The following is a 15,844-nucleotide window of genomic DNA, read 5'->3' on the forward strand; positions in this document are numbered from 1 at the left end:
GGTGCGGTCTGGAGCACTCACTGCGCGCCCGACTGCCAGCGGTAAGTCGCCAGTTCCGGGTTCAACGGCGTGCGGGCGAACACGTTGGCGAAGTTGCACAGGGTCGCCAGGCTGATCCCGAGGATCACCTCCAGCGCCTGACCTTCCGTGTAACCGGCAGCTTTGAATTCACTGTAGGTGGCGTCGCTGACATCGCCACGGGTGGCGATCACTTCGCGGGCGAAAGCGGCCAAGGCTTCGAGTTTCTCCACCGGCAATGGCGATTTTTCCCGCAGCGCGCTGACCACTTCGTCTGGCAACTTCGCTTTGTTCAGCGCCACGGCGGTGTGGCCGGCGACGCAGAAATCGCAGCCATGATTAGTCGCGGCAATCAACTGCACCACTTCCCGTTCGCCCAGGCTCAACGTGGCGTTGCCATTCAGGCCCGAGACCGTCACGTAGGTTTCCAGCGCCGCCGGGGCATTGGCCAGCACGGCCAGCAGGTTCGGTATAAAGCCCGAGTTTTTCAACGCGCTTTCCAGAAACGGCTTGGCCGCTTCAGGTGCAGTCTCAAGGGTGTGTAAAGTAACGCGGGACATGGCGGGGACTCCGAAGGTAGGGTGTCGCTCCAGTCTGTTGGTTATAAGAATTCCGAACCATATTCTAAAGTCGCGATTACTTGCTCTTGAGTGTTTCCATTAGATGATTTCGTCCAGCCCACTGGTTGATTGGTTATTAGAAAACCTCGAACTCGACGCCAGCCTGTTTCACGTCGGGCGCTATTGCGGGCAATGGCATGCCAGCACCCATGGCCTGGAGCGCGCGAGTTTCCATGTGATCGTGCACGGGCATTGCTGGCTGCACATTGCCGGTGTCGCCGAAAGTCAACGGCTGGAGGCCGGCGATGCGGTGTTCCTGCTGCGGGACCTGGACTATCGGCTATCGAGTGCGGAACAGGCGGACGCCGCGCAGCAATTGCCACGCATGGCCATGACCGCCCTGGACAAGCAGGCCGAAGATGGCGTGGGGTTAGTGTGCGGTTTCTTTCACTTCAAGTCGGGCCTGTCGTCACTGATCATCGACGGTTTGCCCAACTGCATCATCCTGCGCGCCGGCGACCCGTCTTCAGCGGCGGCGCGGGCCTTGTTCGAGCTGATTCTGGACGAGTGCCAACGCCTGCCGGCCCCTTCGACCGCGCTGCTGGAGCGCCTGAGTCATCTGCTGTTTCTGTACGTGTTGCGCCAACAAGTCGCGGACAATCCGCACCTCGGCGGGATGGTGGCACTGGCGCGGCACCCGGACTTCGCCGCGCTGCTGGGGCAATTAATCGATCACCCGGAACAGCCCTGGCCGCTGGAAAGCATGGCGGCCTGCACCGGCCTGTCGCGCTCGGCGTTTTTCAAACGCTTCAGCGACCTCGCCGGGCAATCACCGGGGCAAGTGCTGCTGGCGCTGCGCATCCGCCACGCCTGCCAATTGCTCAAGGCCAATAACACCGTCGAACACGTCAGCGCGGCGGTCGGCTACCAATCGGTGGCGGCGTTCACCCGCGCCTTCGCAAAAGCCATGGGGATTCAGCCGGGGGCGTATCGCAAGCAGTAGCGATCAGTGCAGGCGTTGCTGGATAAACGTGCGGGCCTTGGCGGTCATCTGGTCGAGGTGGCGGTCCCGTTGCTTTTCGGCATCGATCATCGCCCGCTTGCCGTGGCGTTGCAGCAGGTAGGTGTGAATCTGCCGCACTTCGGTGGAGGCAAAGATCGGCGCCAGGTCCTGGGTCGCCATCAAGCCGTCGCTGCTGTGGTCGCGGGTGCTCATCAGAATCTGCGGGCCCCGTGCGCCCAACACCCGAAAGCCCAAAGCCTCGAACCAACCGACCTTGCCCACGCTGCAACTCAGCTCGGCCTGCGGATAACGCGCCCGCATCTGCCGCAGCATTCCCCGGGCAATCCCCTGACGCCGATGCCGCGCGTGCACCGCCATGTACGCCACCCCACAAGCCTCGGGATCATCCTTGACCGGCAGGTACAGCAAAAAACCGCTGACCAGCGCCGGATCGTCCTCATCCGTGGCCACGATCAACTCCACCGCCCCGCCCTCCAGCGCCGCCAGGTGCAGATGCACCTCGTAGCCGATCACGTACTGATAAACGTTGTACAACAGATTGCTCGGCCCCAGCCCGACCTGACTGATGTCGGTGAGGTTATCGACCACCAGTTGCAGAATCTGGCTGGTGATCGCCTCCGGGCAGGGGCTGTTGTAGTGCGTGAGGGTGGGCATTGAACGATGGGCTCGGTAGGGTGAGGTGCGGATCATACGCCGCTGAGCTGATCGTTCCCATGCTCGTGCGATCAACACTCAGCGGCGGCTCGACCTTGAAGGTGCGCGGCGGCGTCGATACCGGCTCGGCGCCGTACCGCGCCTTGGCCGTCAGGCTGTAACTTTTCAACGGTAAGTTAGCCAGGGTTTGCGTCCAGCCACCGCGCTCATCAACCCAGGTTTCCCCCGCAACAAGCTCGACGCCATCCAGCAATTGAATGCGCCGACTGGCCGTGGCCGTGCCGCTACTTGACCATTCCAACAATATGGAATGGTCAGACCAAGTGTTCGTATCCTTTAAATCGGCGCAACTTAGACAGGAACAGGCCTACAAACACCGCCGCCATTTCACGCGCAGGCCCGGTTGACGGCCCTGCCCGCTCTCCCTATCCTCGCGCCCTGTCACGACTCATTCGTGATCGGGTTTGACGGCTCGGCTCTTTCTGGGATCGCATTGTCTCCACTTTGCTCGTGCACTCGTGTGCCCGACAAAAGCTTATGGTGACTGTGTGCGGGGCACTTTCGGGTGCGCCGGGTTTCCTGGACCGGTCCGTCAACCCGCACACAGTTGCCACCTATTCGATTGACGGCGTTGCCGTGGCAGCTCTTTGACTTATCAGGAGCTACACCCATGACGGACTTCACTACCAAATCCACCCCCTTCGCCCCCTGCGATCACACCGATCACCACCTCTTCTCGGTACAACCCGATATCCCCTTGCTCGACGCCCTGGAACACGCCTCGGCCTACCTCAGTTGCGCCGAAGCCCTCGCCCATCAAGCCCCCGTGGCGACCCGGCCGGAGCATGTGGCTTCGTTGCAGTGGGCCAGTCAGCAGATGCTGGGGTCGGCGCGGTCGTTGTTGCAGGCTTCCATCGAAGGCATGCGTGCGGCGGATGCCGGAGGTAAGGCATGAATGCGCATATGCCGATGACCCACAACGAAGGCAAGGTGCCGGTGTTGTTGGTGGCGACACAGGCTTCCATGGCGGAGCTGCACAGTAGCGCGGCGAGCCGTTTGCTGGCGGCGACGCAGACGATGGAAAGCCTGGCCAATCTGGACATCAGCAAGGCCAGTGGGGCGGATGTGCAGCAACTGGCGCATGCGGCGGCGATGTTGTTGCGTGATGGCTGCGATGTGATGGATGTGCTGGGTTGGCGGCTTCGGGCGGGTTGAGTTGGGTTGGGCTTGCTTGTGAGGGTGGTGGGTCAGTGATGGTGTTTTGGCTGGGCTGACGTCTTCGCGAGCAGGCTCGCTCCCACAGGGTTTGGTGGTGTGCCGGAGTTTTTGTGGTTGGCCTGCATGGAATTTTGTGGTGATCGCTGTTGCCAACACTGGAAATTATTGTGGGAGCGAGCCTGCTCGCGAAAGCGGTGGGTCAGTTGATGATGTGTTGGCTGGGCTGACGCCATCGCGGGCAAGCCCGCTCCCACAGGGTTTGGTGGTGTGCGGGGGGGTTGTGGCCGACATTGGACAGATTTTTCTAGGGTGCTGGGGTTTTGTGTTGGCCTGCCGCGAGGTTTTGGAGCGGTCGCTGTCGCCATGAACACTGCAGATTAAAGTGGGAGCGAACTTGCTCGCGAAAGCAGTGGGCCAGTTGTTGATGGGGTGGCTGGCCTGACGTTTTCGCGAGCAGGCTCACTCCCACATTTCAGGTCTGGCCATGACTGGTGGACCAACCAATCACCCCACCAATTTACGGCGCAAGGCCTGAAAAAACAGTTCCGACTGCAACCGCTCGCCTGACGCTTGTTCGCACACCGCTTGGGCAATCGCCGGGGTGGAGGGTGCCAGTGGCAGGCCGCTGGTGCGGGCGAGGATTTCGGCGGCGCAGGCGCGTTCCAGGTAATAGAGGTCGTCGAAGGCATAGTCGATGCGTTCGCCGCATACCACCACGCCGTGATTGCCCAGGAACACAATGTCCGCGTCGCCCATGGCCAGGGCGATGCGTTCGCCCTCGCGGGCGTCGAGGGCGAAGCCGTTGTAGTGCTCGTCCAGCGCGGTTCGTCCGTGGAAACGCATGGCGTTTTGCGACAGGGTGGTGTCGAGGCCCCGCGCAGTAGTGAGCGTCAGCGCGGTGGCGTAAGGCATGTGGGTGTGCAGCACGCAAAGTTTGCCGGTGATGCGGTGCACCGCGCCGTGGATAAACATCGCCGTCGGCTCGACCTCATGGCGCCCGGCAAGGATCCGGCCCTGGCCGTCGATGATCACGATGTCCTGCGCGCCGACCTCCTCCCACATCAAGCCACGGGGGTTGAGCAAAAAGTGCTCGCTGCCCGGCACGGCGACGCTGAAGTGGTTGCACACGCCCTCGCCCAGGCCGAAGTGCGCAGCGGCGCGCAGGGCCAGGGCCAGGTCCTCGCGCAGGCTGGCGATGAGCGGTTCATCGAACAGCGCCAGATGTGTGCCGCGTAACGGGTTCATCGCGTACTCCTTTTTCAAGTCGTTCAACGGGCCCAGCCCCATTCGCCAATCAGGTCTTTGACTTGCGCCAGATTGTTCAGCACGCGGTCGGGCTGATAGTCGGGCAAGGCCCGACGTTCGGTACCACGGTCGATCCACACACAACGAAAGCCCATGTCCCGCGCCGCCGCCAGGTCCAGGTGCGGACTGGCGCAGATGTGCAGCACTTCATCCTTGTTCACGCCCAACGCCTGCCAGGCGTGGGTGAACAACTGCGGATTGGGCTTGTAAGCCTGGGCCTGCTCGGCGGTGATCACCCGATCCATACAGCCGTGCAGTTGTGCGACATTGCCGGCGATCACGTCATCATCGGTGTTGGAAATAATGCTGGTGTTGAAGCCCTGCTCCTTGAGCCATTTCAGCGTCTCGACCACTTCGGGAAACGGCGGCATGCGACGGATGTGTTCGTTGAGCTGTTGTGCATCGCCGTCGTCGTAGGCCAGGCCCAATTCTTCCAGGGTCAGGCGCAGTGACTGCGCGGAGATGTCCTTGAAATTCTGATGCGGGCGTTGTTGTTCGAGGCGGTGCTCGTGGCGGTCGTAGAAGGCGATGAACTGATCCGGCTCGGCGTTGCGCAGGCCCTTGCGCCGCAGCAGCGCTTCGACGTAGGCCAGTAAGCCCTCGTCCCACTGGATCAGCGTGCCGTAGCAGTCGAAGGTCAGCCAGGTTGGCCGGGTGCGGTTGGAGAGTGACATGGGAGGCTCCTGTGTCTGAGTTCGCTTGAGCCTAGGCGCCGATTGCTAAATCGTAAAATTAAATTAAAATCGGCATTTAATTCGTTTAAAGAATGTATCGCCATGCTTGATCTTGAATTGCTGCAAACCTTTGTCGCCGTGGTCGATGCCGGGGGATTCACCCGCGCCAGTGAGCGAGTGCACCGCACGCAATCGACGGTCAGCCAGCAGATTCGCAAGCTGGAGGAGCAAGTCGGCCATGTGTTGCTGCGGCGCCATCGGGCCGGCAAAACCGTGCAACTGACCGAGGATGGCGAGCGCTTGCTGGGTTATGCCCGGCGCCTGGTGCTGCTGGCGGAAGAAGCGCAGCAATTGATGCAGTCCACCGAGGAAGAAGTGTCGCTGCGCCTCGGCGTGCCGGAGGATTTTGATTCCCATAGGCTGATGCAACTGCTGTCCGGGTTCACCCGTCTGCACCCGGCGGTGCGCCTGGACATCATCACCGGCATGAGCACCGACCTGCGGGCGCTGATGGCCGACGGCAGCAATGACCTGATCATCATCAAGCGCGATGCCGGGGTCGGCGAAGCCATCGCCTGCTGGCCGGAACGGCTGGCGTGGATTTGCGGCAAGGATCTGAGCGTGCACCTCAACGACCCGGTGCCGATTGCCGTGTTCCCGCAGGGCTGCATTTACCGCAATCGCTTGATCCACACCCTGGAAGCCGCCGGCCGCCGCTGGCGCATCGCGTTTTCCAGCCAAAGCCTGGCCGGCATCCAGGCCGCAGTGGCTGCCGGCATCGGCATGAGCCTGGTGCCCGCGGCGGCGGTGCTGCCCAGCCATCACTTGCTGGGCGAAGATGACGGTTTCGCCCCCGCCCCCGCCACCGAACTGGCCTTGCTCGGCGCCGACGGTGCGTCCTCGGCGCTGCGCCAGAAACTGGTGGACTACCTGATCCACCACGTCACGCTGGAGCAACACCGCTTCGGCTGACGGCTCTGCCGGTGATCGTGACCACGCGAGAGGGCAGGCAATCATGCCTGGGCGTAAAAACCCGACACCTTAGTGTTATAGAAGCGCCGCCAGGCTTCTGGTGTCATGCGTACTCCCTAACAACACTCAGGATGTCTGCCCATGCCTACCCCCGTGCCTGCCGATAACGTGCTGTACACCGGTAAAGTCCATACCACCGGCGCCCGCGACGGCCGTTCGAAGAGCGACGACGGTCGTCTCGATATCCAGCACTCGGCACCAGGCTCCGCGCGCCCCGGCACCAACCCCGAGCAACTGTTCGCGGCCGGTTGGTCGGCGTGCTTTGAAGGGGCGATGCAACTGGCTGCGCGCTCAATGAAAGTCAAACTGCCGGAAGAGACCGCAATCGATGCCGAAGTGGATCTGTGCAACGCCGACGGCGGCTACTTCCTGCAGGCGCGGCTGAAGGTCAGCATTCCCGGCCTGGACCGCGAAACCAGCCAGGCACTGGTCGACGCCGCGCATCAGACGTGCCCCTACTCGAAACTGTCCCGTGGCAACATCCACGTCGAGATCACCCTGGCCTGACGCTGTGCCCCACGGCGCGCGGCGGCTGCTCCCGCCATTGAAGGTCCTGGCATGAACAACCCACTCCAGCGCGTCGTCGACGCCCTGCCCGCTCTGGTCTGGACGGCCACGGCGCAGGGCGATACCGATTTTCTCAATCAGCGCTGGCGCGACTACACCGGATTGACGGTCGCGCAGAGCCTGGGCCGAGGCTGGCAAGTGGCAGTGCATGCCGATGACCTCACCTCGGTGACCATCGCCTGGGAGCATGCGATCAGCACTGGCGAACCCTACGAGGTCGAGCATCGCCTGCGCGGCGCCGACGGCGTCTTTCGCTGGTTCAACGCCCGGGGCGTGCCGTTGCGCGGACCAGATGGCGAGATTGCCCAGTGGTCAGTGCTGCAAGTGGATATCGATGAGCAGAAGCGCACGCACGCTCTGCACAGCGGCGAGAAACGCCTGCTGAAAATGGTCGCCCGTGGCCGGCCGCTGGCCACCGTGCTCACTGAATTGTGCAAGCTGCTGGATGCCACGGCCGAGGGCTGTTTCGCCAGTGTGTTGCTGCTGGATCGCAGCGGCAAACGGGTACAACAGGTGATCGGGCCGGGGCTGCCCGCCAGCTGCTTCAACTTTAGGGACGACGAGCCATTCACCTGCGCCGCCGGGCCTTTTGGCCTCTCGGCAAAGCAGCGCAAGCAAGTGGTGGTCGCCGACATCGAACATGACCTGCGCTGGGCCGACGGCAGCTGGCCGGCCCATGCCCTGGCCCACGGTTTGAAGTCGTGCTGGTCTTCACCGATCCTGTCGCTGCCGGGTGAATTGCTCGGCATCTTCGCCATCTACCGCCGCGACACCGGCACGCCGAGCGCGGTCCATCAAGGCCTGACGCAGCAGTTCTCGTTCATCGCCAGCATCGCCATCGAACGAGCGCAGAGCGAAGATGCGCTCAAGCGCAGCGAGGCGTTCCTGGCCCGCGCCCAACACATCAGCGCCACCGGGAGTTTTTCCTGGCACCTGGGCAGTGGCGAAATCACCCTGTCGCAGCAGTACTGCCGGATCTTCGAACTGGCCCCCGCCGAGCCGATCACCCTCGAACGCATCCTGGCGCGGGTGCATCCGGACGACCGGGCCTTGATGCGCGACATGATTGAACGGGGGCGCACCGACGGCGGCGATTTCGACTTCGACTGCCGCTTGTTGATGCCCGATCAGACCGTCAAGTACCTGCAATTCGCCAACGGTGCGATCCGCCAGAACGACCAGATCGAGTACATCGGCGCAGTCCGCGACGTGACCTCGCAACGCCTGTCAGACGAGGCGCTGAACACCGTGCGTTCGGAACTGGCCCACGTCTCGCGGGTGGCCAGCCTCGGCACCCTGACTGCGTCGATTGCCCACGAAGTCAACCAGCCGCTGTCGGGCATCATCACCAACGCCAGCACCTGCCTGCGCATGCTCGGCGCGGTGCCGCCAAACATCAACGGGGCCCTGGAAACCGCGCGCCGGACCATCCGCGACGGCAACCGCGCCGCCGAGGTGATCTCGCGCCTGCGCACGCTGTTCAGTAAAAACCTGATCAGCGCCGAAGCCGTCGACCTCAATGAAGCGACCCGCGAAGTGCTGGCGCTGATTCGCATCGAACTGCAGAAAAACCGCGTCGTCGTCCACCTCGATATGGCGGACGATTTGCCGCCGGTGACCTGCGACCGCGTGCAGTTGCAACAGGTGATTCTCAATCTGCTGCTTAACGCCAGCGAAGCGATGATCGAGGTGCATGATCGGCCGCGCGTAATGTTGATCACCACCGCCCACGACGCCGATGACTGCGTGCGCCTGGCGGTGCGCGACGAAGGCACGGGCATTACCGCGCAGGACGTCGAGCGACTGTTCGGCGCCTTCTACACCACCAAGGCTGACGGCATGGGCATGGGCTTGTCGATCAGTCGCTCGATCATCGAAAGCCACAACGGCCAGCTGTTGGCCGAGCCGAATGATGGACCGGGCGCCACGTTCTGGTTTGCCATCCCGCGCCAACCCTGTTTCGACCCGGTGGATGACCGCTCAGCGTCGCTGCCAAGGACTGAACCATGAACGCACGGGTGCTGATCGCGGTGATCGATGACGACGAATCGGTTCGTGAGTCGTTGCCGGATCTGCTGCGAGAGTTCGGTTACGAGGTCGCGGCGTTCGCCTCGGCCGAAGCTTTTCTTGCCTCCGACAGCCTGGCGCTGACGCAATGCCTGATTCTCGACCGGGTGATGCCCGGCATGTCGGGGCCGCAGTTGCAGGAGGAATTGATCCGCCGCCATTACGAGGTGCCGATCGTGTTTATCACGGCCTATGCCGACCGACGCCGCCCGCATCCGCTCCCGCTGCGCGGTGCCCAATGCTTGATCAAGCCGTTCAGCGACGGTGACCTGTCGCTGGCCATCGACGCTGCACTGAAGGATCGATGAGCAGCTGATTCGCGTTTGCGCGGGATAATCGCCGAAGGTACACAGGCGTCGCGCGAGCTTTACTGTCCCGAATGAGGTGAACACTGTGTCAAACGAAATCCCCTATGTGTTCGTGGTCGACGACGATATTTCCATGCGCGAGTCCCTGGAAGCGCTGATCAGCTGTGCAGGCTGGCGGCCGGAAACCTTCGCCTGCGCGCAGTCGTTCCTCGACCGCCCGCGCCCGCATTCGCCCAGCTGCCTGCTGCTGGACCTCAACCTGCCGGACCTCAGCGGCCTCGACCTGCAACAGCGGATCGCCGCCGACCGCGCCGACATGCCGATCATCTTCATCACCGGCAGCGGCGATGTACCGCGCAGCGTGCAAGCGATGAAGGCCGGGGCATTCGACTTTCTGATCAAGCCCTTCGGCGCCGACGTGCTGCTGAGCACCATCGAACACGCAATCCAGCGCAGCCACAGCGCCCTCGATCACGACGCCGAACTGCAAACCTTGCGCGCCTGCCAGACGACCCTCACCCGCCGTGAGCAAGAGGTCATGGACCTGGTGGTTTCGGGGCTGCTGAACAAGCAAATTGGTGGCGAACTGAACATCAGCGAGATCACGGTCAAGGCCCATCGTGGCAAAGTCATGCGCAAGATGAAGGCTCGCTCGTTGCCGGACCTGGTCAATAAAGTAACCCGCCTACGGCTCGCGGCGAGTACCCGGCACTGAGCGAAATCCCGGGACTAAACCAAGGTATAAAACCGCTACAAATGATCGATACCATCGTGTGATTGTTGGATGTTCCTGGCGCTGTTTTCATGTTCGCGTGTTCTGCATTGGGCGAACACGTGGCAAAACAACCAGGAGAATCCGTGATGTCCACGGTGAAAACACTCACCACTGCCGCTGGCGCTCCGGTGGTCGATAACAACAACATCCAAACCGCCGGGCCACGTGGGCCGGCCCTGTTGCAAGACGTCTGGCTGCTGGAGAAGCTCGCGCATTTCGACCGCGAAGTGATCCCGGAGCGGCGCATGCACGCCAAGGGTTCCGGGGCCTTCGGCACCTTCACCGTGACCCATGACATCACCCGGTTTACCAAGGCGCGCTTGTTTGCTGAAATCGGCAAGACCACCAGCGTGTTCGTGCGTTTCTCGACGGTGGCCGGTGAACGCGGTGCGGCCGATGCCGAGCGCGACATTCGCGGCTTCGCCATCAAGTTCTACACCGAGCAAGGCAACTGGGACCTGGTGGGCAACAACACGCCGGTGTTCTTCCTGCGCGATCCGCTGAAGTTTCCCGACCTCAACCACGCGGTCAAACGCGACCCGCGCACCAACATGCGCAGTGCCAATAACAACTGGGATTTCTGGACCCTGCTGCCGGAAGCGCTGCACCAGGTCACCATCGTCATGAGCGATCGCGGCTTGCCGCAGTCGTACCGGCACATGCACGGTTTCGGCAGCCACACCTTCAGCTTCATCAGCCCTAACAACGAGCGGTCGTGGGTCAAGTTCACCTGGAAAACCGAGCAAGGCATCGCCAACCTGACCGATGCCCAGGCTTCGGCGCTGGTCGGTGACGACCGTGAGAGCGCTCAGCGTGATCTGTACGAGAGCATCGAGGCCGGCGACTTCCCTCGCTGGAAGCTGTTCGTGCAGGTGATGCCGGAACGGGATGCCGAGACCTATGCGATCAATCCGTTCGACCTGACCAAAGTCTGGCCGCACGCCGATTACCCGCTGATTGAAGTGGGCGTGATGGAGCTCAATCGCAACCCGAGCAACTACTTCGCCGACGTCGAGCAGGCTGCGTTCAACCCTGCCAACGTGGTGCCCGGCATTAGTTTCTCGCCGGACAAAATGCTCCAGGCGCGGTTGTTTTCGTATGGCGATGCGCAGCGCTATCGCGTGGGTGTGAACCATCACCAAATCCCGGTCAACGCGCCGAGATGCCCGGTCAACAGCTACCACCGCGACGGCCAGATGCGCACCGACAGCAATGCCGGCAGCACCTTGGGCTACGAGCCGAATGGCTACGGTGAATGGATCGAGCAACCCGACTTCCGCGAACCACCCCTGGCTCTGCACGGCGGCGCCGGGCATTGGAACCATCGCGAAGATGCCGACTACTTCTCACAACCCGGTGCGCTGTTCCGCCTCATGAGCCCGGCCCAGCAACAAGCCCTGTTCGACAACACCGCTCGCTCCATTCGCGGCGCGTCGGCAGAGATCAAACAGCGGCACATCCAGCATTGCACCCTTGCGGATCCGCAATACGGCGCGGGAGTGGCAGCGGCGATTGAACAGCTGGGGTGATCGCGGCCTGGCAGTCGCCCCTGACTTGCCATGAACACTGGAGATTACTGGGGGAGCCTGCTTGTCAGGGAAGGTGGAATGTCTGCCGACACATCTCTATTGCCTGACAGGGCCTCATCGCTGGCAAGCCAGCTCCCACAGGTCCAGCGGTGGATGCAGTTGCCATGAACACTGAGCTCCCAAAGGTTCACTGGTGGACTCACTTGCCATGAACACTGAAGATCATCGTGGGAGCTGCGGTGCGACGATTCGACTTGCCAGCGATGGCGGCCTGGCAGTCACCTCATAACTGCTGAATGCACTCGACCCACTTTACTCAACCCGATTGCGGCCCTTGTGTTTGGCCTGGTACATCGCTTCGTCGGCGCGGGTCAGGAGGTTGACGGGGGTGTCGCCAAGTTGCGCCATGGCCACGCCGAATGAGGCGGTGACGGTGTCGAGCACGGCGTCGGTGTTGCGTGCCTTGATGCGCAAGGCCTGGATTTTGGTGCGCAGGTGTTCGGCGAATTGCTGGGCGCTGGCCAGGTCGCGGCAGTTTTGCAGCACCACGCAGAATTCTTCGCCGCCGTAGCGCGCGGCAATGGCTTTGGCCGGTAGCGCGCCGCGCAATACCTCACCGACGTGCTCAAGCACCCGGTCGCCCAGTGGGTGGCCGTATTGATCGTTGAACTGCTTGAAGTGATCGATATCCAGCATCACTAGGGCCACGCCGGCGGTGCCCTTGCTCAGGGTCTGTTCCAGCAGGCGATTGAAGGTGTTGCGATTGAGCACCCGGGTCAGGTCGTCGAGGGTCGCGGCGCGGCGCACCTGTTCGAGTTTGTCCCGCAGGTTTTTGATCTCGTTCTGCGCCGCGTGCAGTTGCGAAAGAAACAGCGTCTGCTGGTCCTGCATCAGTTGCGTGCTCTGCTGCAGCTCACCCAGCAGCGATGGCAAACGCTGCTCGTCCGGGGTTTCGAGCATGTCCAGGCAATGGTCGAGGCTGGCCTGGAAATTCAGGCTGCCCTTCACACTGCGGGTGACGTCGCGCTCCATGGTGTCCATCAGGTTGATCGCCTGTTGTTGGCCGATGCGCGCGTCGGCCAGTTCGTCGCGGATGATGTAGTCGCGAAACAGTTTGCACGCCGCTTCCGGCGGGAAGCTGTCGAAGTCCTTGACCACCCGGTCGAGATGGCGATTGAGCTCCGGCTCCAGGCCTTTGCTGTAGGTGTACCAGAGCGCGTAATGCACGGGATTGGGTGCAATGTTGTGTCGCACCATCAGCGGCACTGCCTGCTTGAGTAACTCCGCTGCCTCCCGGGAGTCTTCCGGGTACAAGGCAAGGGCGGTCGCACGCATTTCCGATTGGCTCATTGAACTTCACTTTCGCTGTTTGTTGTGGACGAACACAAAACAACGTGGAGGATAACCGCACCACTGGCAAACAGCCACGGGTCAACGGCGGAAAAAACGATACAGCGCGGTATAAGGTTCGACATGCAGGTCACCGGCATGCACGCAACGACCACCGAACACGCCGCCGCGGGTCTCGATCCGCTCTACGCGGCTCATCCTCGAGAGCACGCCCTCACCGGTTTGACTGACCACATCAAGCGTTAACACCGCGATGTCCTTGGCCGTCGCGCCCGGTGCTTGTGCGCTGACCTTGCCGACAATCGCGCTGCCGTCGGCCATTTCCCAGCTCGGCCCGGCGAAATGCCGGCCGACGGTTTTGCCGTCCTGGATCAAGGTTGCCAATGGCTCACGAAACTGCCAGCTGAGTTGACCGCCTGCGTCGGCGCGGCAGTCATAGATCTGCACCCCGGTGGCGCTGACGCTCAACCCATCTGTGTCTTCGGTTGCGGCATAAGCACGCACGGTGCCCACCGCCCATACCCCAAGGATCAGCGCCACAGTGGCGACGATCTGCCGCAGCAGGTATGTGCGATCACTGGCCACCGGGACCGTATCGCAGGAGTGTCGGGCCGTTTCCAGCAAGGCCGCTTCGAGTAAAGAGTCGTACATGTTCCACCTCAAAAAAAACCGGTAACCGGTGATGCTTGGGGGGAGAAACAGCCGGTGGCGGGGTTTTATTCCATGGTGATGGGCAGACACTCACTCTGTGGTAGCACTCGCTGTGTGGCGAGCGAGATCCCTCGCCACAAGGAAAGGTCAAACGGGTTTGCCACAGGGATTAACACCTGTGCCCCGCGCTTTATTCCATGAATTTGTTCCATGAAATCAGCCTTTTGGCATAGGCAGAATTGACGTTGCCCCGGCGCCTCGAAACGTTAGGCTGGCGCCACTTGAAAGCGCACTGCGCGCAATGGGTTGTGTCAAAAAGGTCGATACCGTGAACCGATTTTCCGTGTTGCTGCTGATCGCAGGTTTGTTGCAAGCGCCCTCGCTCCTGGCCGCTCCCGCCAGCCTGGGCGTGATCACGTTCGCCGAGAAACCGCTGCGACTGATCCGCACCACGGTGCTGTACAGCGCCAGTTCCGGCACGCGCCTGCAAAGCGGCGACTTGCTCGAATCCGACCAGTCCATCACCCAGATCGAAGGCCTGGCCACCAGCACCGTGGCGCTGGGCCCGAACACCCGGGTGGCCATTGATCGCAGCAGCGGCGTGACGACGCTGCACGTGCTGCAAGGTTGGCTGAAAGTGCAACCGGCCCCCGGCCGCACCGGCGATAACCTCGACATCAACACCCGCAGCCTGCACCTGGACGTCAGCCGCAGCGCCAGCGTGACTCACGTCAGCGATAACCTGGTGGAAGTGTTCGTCGAGAAGGGCACGCAACCGCTGGCGGAACTGGACAAGCGCGGCCAGGCCGGACGCAAGACCACCCTGACCCATGAGCAATACAGCCAACGCAAGGGCGACGAACCGCTGCAACCGGCCGGGCGCCCGCCCGCGACCTTCATCAGTGCGATGCCCAACGCGTTTTTCGATCCACTGGTGCTGCTGTCCGGCAAACCCGCCGCCAACGTGCCACCGAAGAAAATCCGCGACGTCGACTTCGAGGACATCGCCCATTGGCTGCGCGCGCCCGGGCTGAACCGCGCTAACCTCGCCACCCGTTTCTCGCCGCGCCTGGCCACGCCGACGTTCCGCAAGGCAATCATCCGCGAGATGGGCGGCTCCTTTGAATGGGAGACCGAACTCTATCGCTTCGAAAGCCGGGGCCGCGCGGTGAAGAAGACCCTCAGTGCCCTGCCTTCCTACCTACCGCAGTCCCTGGGAGCCTGATGATGAAGTGGTCGTTGGCAGTCAAATTCAACATCGTGTTCCTCGCAGTGTTCGCTGTAGGCTTCGCCGCCAGCAGCCTGTTCACCCACCAGTTGCTGCAGAAAAGCGCGCGGGAAGAGTCCCTCGACAATGCGCGCATGCTCATGGGCGCCGCGTCCGCCGCCAGCGTCTACACCTCGGGGCAAATCGTGCCGCTGCTGGAAAACCGCTTGAAATTCGAGTTCCTGCCGCAATCGATTCCCTCGTTCGCCTCCACCGAACACCTGCGCGAGTTGCTCAAGAGCTACCCCGACTACTCGTACAAGGAAGCCACGCTCAACCCGACCAACCCTCGGGACAAGGCCACCGACTGGGAAGCCAACATCGTCAACCAGTTACGCGGCAAGCCTGACCTCAAGGAGCTGGTGGGCGAGCGCACCGATGGCGCCGGCCCCTCGCTGTTCGTCGCGCAGCCGATCCAGATCACCGACCCGGCCTGCCTGGCCTGCCACACCACGCCGGAAATGGCGCCGAAAACCGTGGTCGATCGCTACGGCCCCTTGAACGGTTTCGGCTGGAAGCTCAACGAAATCATCGGCGCACGCATGGTATCGGTGCCGCTGACCGTGCCGCTGGAACGGGCCAACCTGCTGCTGCGCACCTACATGATGTCGCTGCTGGGGATCTTCGCGTTCCTGTTTTGCGCGTTGAACCTGATGGTTCACCTGTTCGTCACCCGGCGCCTGAGCCAGATGTCGAACCTGGCCGACCGGGTCAGCCTCGGCGAAACCGATGTGCCGGAAATGGACACCCGTGGCAACGACGAACTGACGCGCCTGGCGCAGTCGTTCGCGCGGATGCGCACCAGCCTGGTCAGCGCCATGAAAATGCTCGAAGAGTAGCGCGGC

17 protein-coding genes are annotated in these 15,844 nt (G+C 62.3%); 11 read left to right on the top strand and 6 right to left on the bottom strand.

Translation table 11 applies throughout. The features are described 5' to 3' along the window. Positions 1–17: 17 nt before the first annotated feature. Entirely contained in the window at positions 18–578 is a 561-nt protein-coding gene (locus RG836_RS07840; RefSeq protein ID WP_310844560.1) for a carboxymuconolactone decarboxylase family protein, read from the bottom strand. 103 nt (positions 579–681) lie between these two features. Between RG836_RS07840 and RG836_RS07845 the strand changes: the two genes are divergently transcribed. Then, complete coding sequence (locus RG836_RS07845; protein ID WP_310844562.1) at positions 682–1,581, top strand: AraC family transcriptional regulator; 900 nt, start codon at positions 682–684, stop codon at positions 1,579–1,581. 3 nt (positions 1,582–1,584) lie between these two features. Here RG836_RS07845 and RG836_RS07850 read toward each other — a convergent pair whose 3' ends face one another. Then, positions 1,585–2,256 carry a GNAT family N-acetyltransferase gene (locus RG836_RS07850; RefSeq protein ID WP_310844564.1) on the bottom strand — a complete coding sequence of 224 codons (672 nt, stop codon included), beginning with the start codon at positions 2,254–2,256 and terminating at the stop codon, positions 1,585–1,587. 670 nt (positions 2,257–2,926) lie between these two features. Between RG836_RS07850 and RG836_RS07855 the strand changes: the two genes are divergently transcribed. Together RG836_RS07855 and RG836_RS07860 are read left to right on the top strand one after the other, a co-directional pair. Next, a complete protein-coding gene (locus RG836_RS07855; protein WP_310844566.1) occupies positions 2,927–3,211 on the top strand; it encodes a DUF3077 domain-containing protein in 285 nt (94 codons plus the stop codon). Then, positions 3,208–3,471, top strand: coding sequence for a short-chain dehydrogenase (locus RG836_RS07860; RefSeq protein ID WP_310844567.1), 264 nt, complete (start codon positions 3,208–3,210; stop codon positions 3,469–3,471). Before RG836_RS07855 ends, RG836_RS07860 begins: the two co-directional genes overlap by 4 nt. A 507-nt stretch (positions 3,472–3,978) precedes the next feature. Here RG836_RS07860 and RG836_RS07865 read toward each other — a convergent pair. Both RG836_RS07865 and RG836_RS07870 read right to left on the bottom strand, forming a co-directional pair. Next, a complete protein-coding gene (locus RG836_RS07865) occupies positions 3,979–4,719 on the bottom strand; it encodes an aldolase (protein WP_310844569.1) in 741 nt (246 codons plus the stop codon). A 23-nt stretch (positions 4,720–4,742) separates the two neighbouring features. Then, on the bottom strand, positions 4,743–5,453 hold the full coding sequence (locus RG836_RS07870; RefSeq protein ID WP_310844571.1) for a haloacid dehalogenase type II: 711 nt from the start codon (positions 5,451–5,453) through the stop codon (positions 4,743–4,745). Positions 5,454–5,555: 102 nt separating this feature from the next. Between RG836_RS07870 and RG836_RS07875 the strand changes: the two genes are divergently transcribed. The 6 genes from RG836_RS07875 (at position 5,556) to RG836_RS07900 (ending at position 11,731) form a co-directional block, all read left to right on the top strand. Beyond that, positions 5,556–6,425: a LysR substrate-binding domain-containing protein gene (locus RG836_RS07875; protein WP_310844573.1), complete on the top strand. Its 870-nt coding sequence runs from the start codon at positions 5,556–5,558 to the stop codon at positions 6,423–6,425. 141 nt (positions 6,426–6,566) lie between these two features. Beyond that, a complete protein-coding gene (locus tag RG836_RS07880) occupies positions 6,567–6,992 on the top strand; it encodes an organic hydroperoxide resistance protein (protein WP_310844575.1) in 426 nt (141 codons plus the stop codon). A 51-nt stretch (positions 6,993–7,043) separates the two neighbouring features. After that, positions 7,044–9,062: a PAS domain-containing protein gene (locus tag RG836_RS07885; protein ID WP_310844577.1), complete on the top strand. Its 2,019-nt coding sequence runs from the start codon at positions 7,044–7,046 to the stop codon at positions 9,060–9,062. Continuing rightward, positions 9,059–9,427 (top strand): response regulator transcription factor, encoded by a 369-nt coding sequence (locus RG836_RS07890; RefSeq protein ID WP_310844578.1) that lies wholly within the window; start codon positions 9,059–9,061, stop codon positions 9,425–9,427. The genes RG836_RS07885 and RG836_RS07890 overlap by 4 nt, the downstream gene beginning before the upstream one ends. Positions 9,428–9,512: 85 nt before the next feature. Next, positions 9,513–10,142 carry a response regulator transcription factor gene (locus RG836_RS07895; protein ID WP_310844579.1) on the top strand — a complete coding sequence of 210 codons (630 nt, stop codon included), beginning with the start codon at positions 9,513–9,515 and terminating at the stop codon, positions 10,140–10,142. A 146-nt stretch (positions 10,143–10,288) separates the two neighbouring features. Then, entirely contained in the window at positions 10,289–11,731 is a 1,443-nt protein-coding gene (locus RG836_RS07900) for a catalase (RefSeq protein WP_310844580.1), read from the top strand. Positions 11,732–12,043: 312 nt separating this feature from the next. Here RG836_RS07900 and RG836_RS07905 read toward each other — a convergent pair whose 3' ends face one another. Both RG836_RS07905 and RG836_RS07910 read right to left on the bottom strand, forming a co-directional pair. Continuing rightward, positions 12,044–13,081: a GGDEF domain-containing protein gene (locus RG836_RS07905; RefSeq protein WP_310844581.1), complete on the bottom strand. Its 1,038-nt coding sequence runs from the start codon at positions 13,079–13,081 to the stop codon at positions 12,044–12,046. A gap of 81 nt (positions 13,082–13,162) precedes the next feature. Beyond that, the gene (locus tag RG836_RS07910) at positions 13,163–13,732 is read right to left on the bottom strand and encodes a DUF3455 domain-containing protein (protein WP_310844583.1); all 570 of its coding nucleotides are present in this window, start codon (positions 13,730–13,732) and stop codon (positions 13,163–13,165) included. A 328-nt stretch (positions 13,733–14,060) separates the two neighbouring features. Between RG836_RS07910 and RG836_RS07915 the strand changes: the two genes are divergently transcribed. Further along, positions 14,061–14,957, top strand: coding sequence for a FecR family protein (locus tag RG836_RS07915; RefSeq protein WP_310844585.1), 897 nt, complete (start codon positions 14,061–14,063; stop codon positions 14,955–14,957). A 2-nt stretch (positions 14,958–14,959) separates the two neighbouring features. Beyond that, on the top strand, positions 14,960–15,838 hold the full coding sequence (locus RG836_RS07920) for a c-type heme family protein (RefSeq protein WP_310844587.1): 879 nt from the start codon (positions 14,960–14,962) through the stop codon (positions 15,836–15,838). Positions 15,839–15,844: the final 6 nt, after the last annotated feature.

Source organism: Pseudomonas rhizozeae, assembly GCF_031583775.1.
GTDB lineage: Bacteria > Pseudomonadota > Gammaproteobacteria > Pseudomonadales > Pseudomonadaceae > Aquipseudomonas.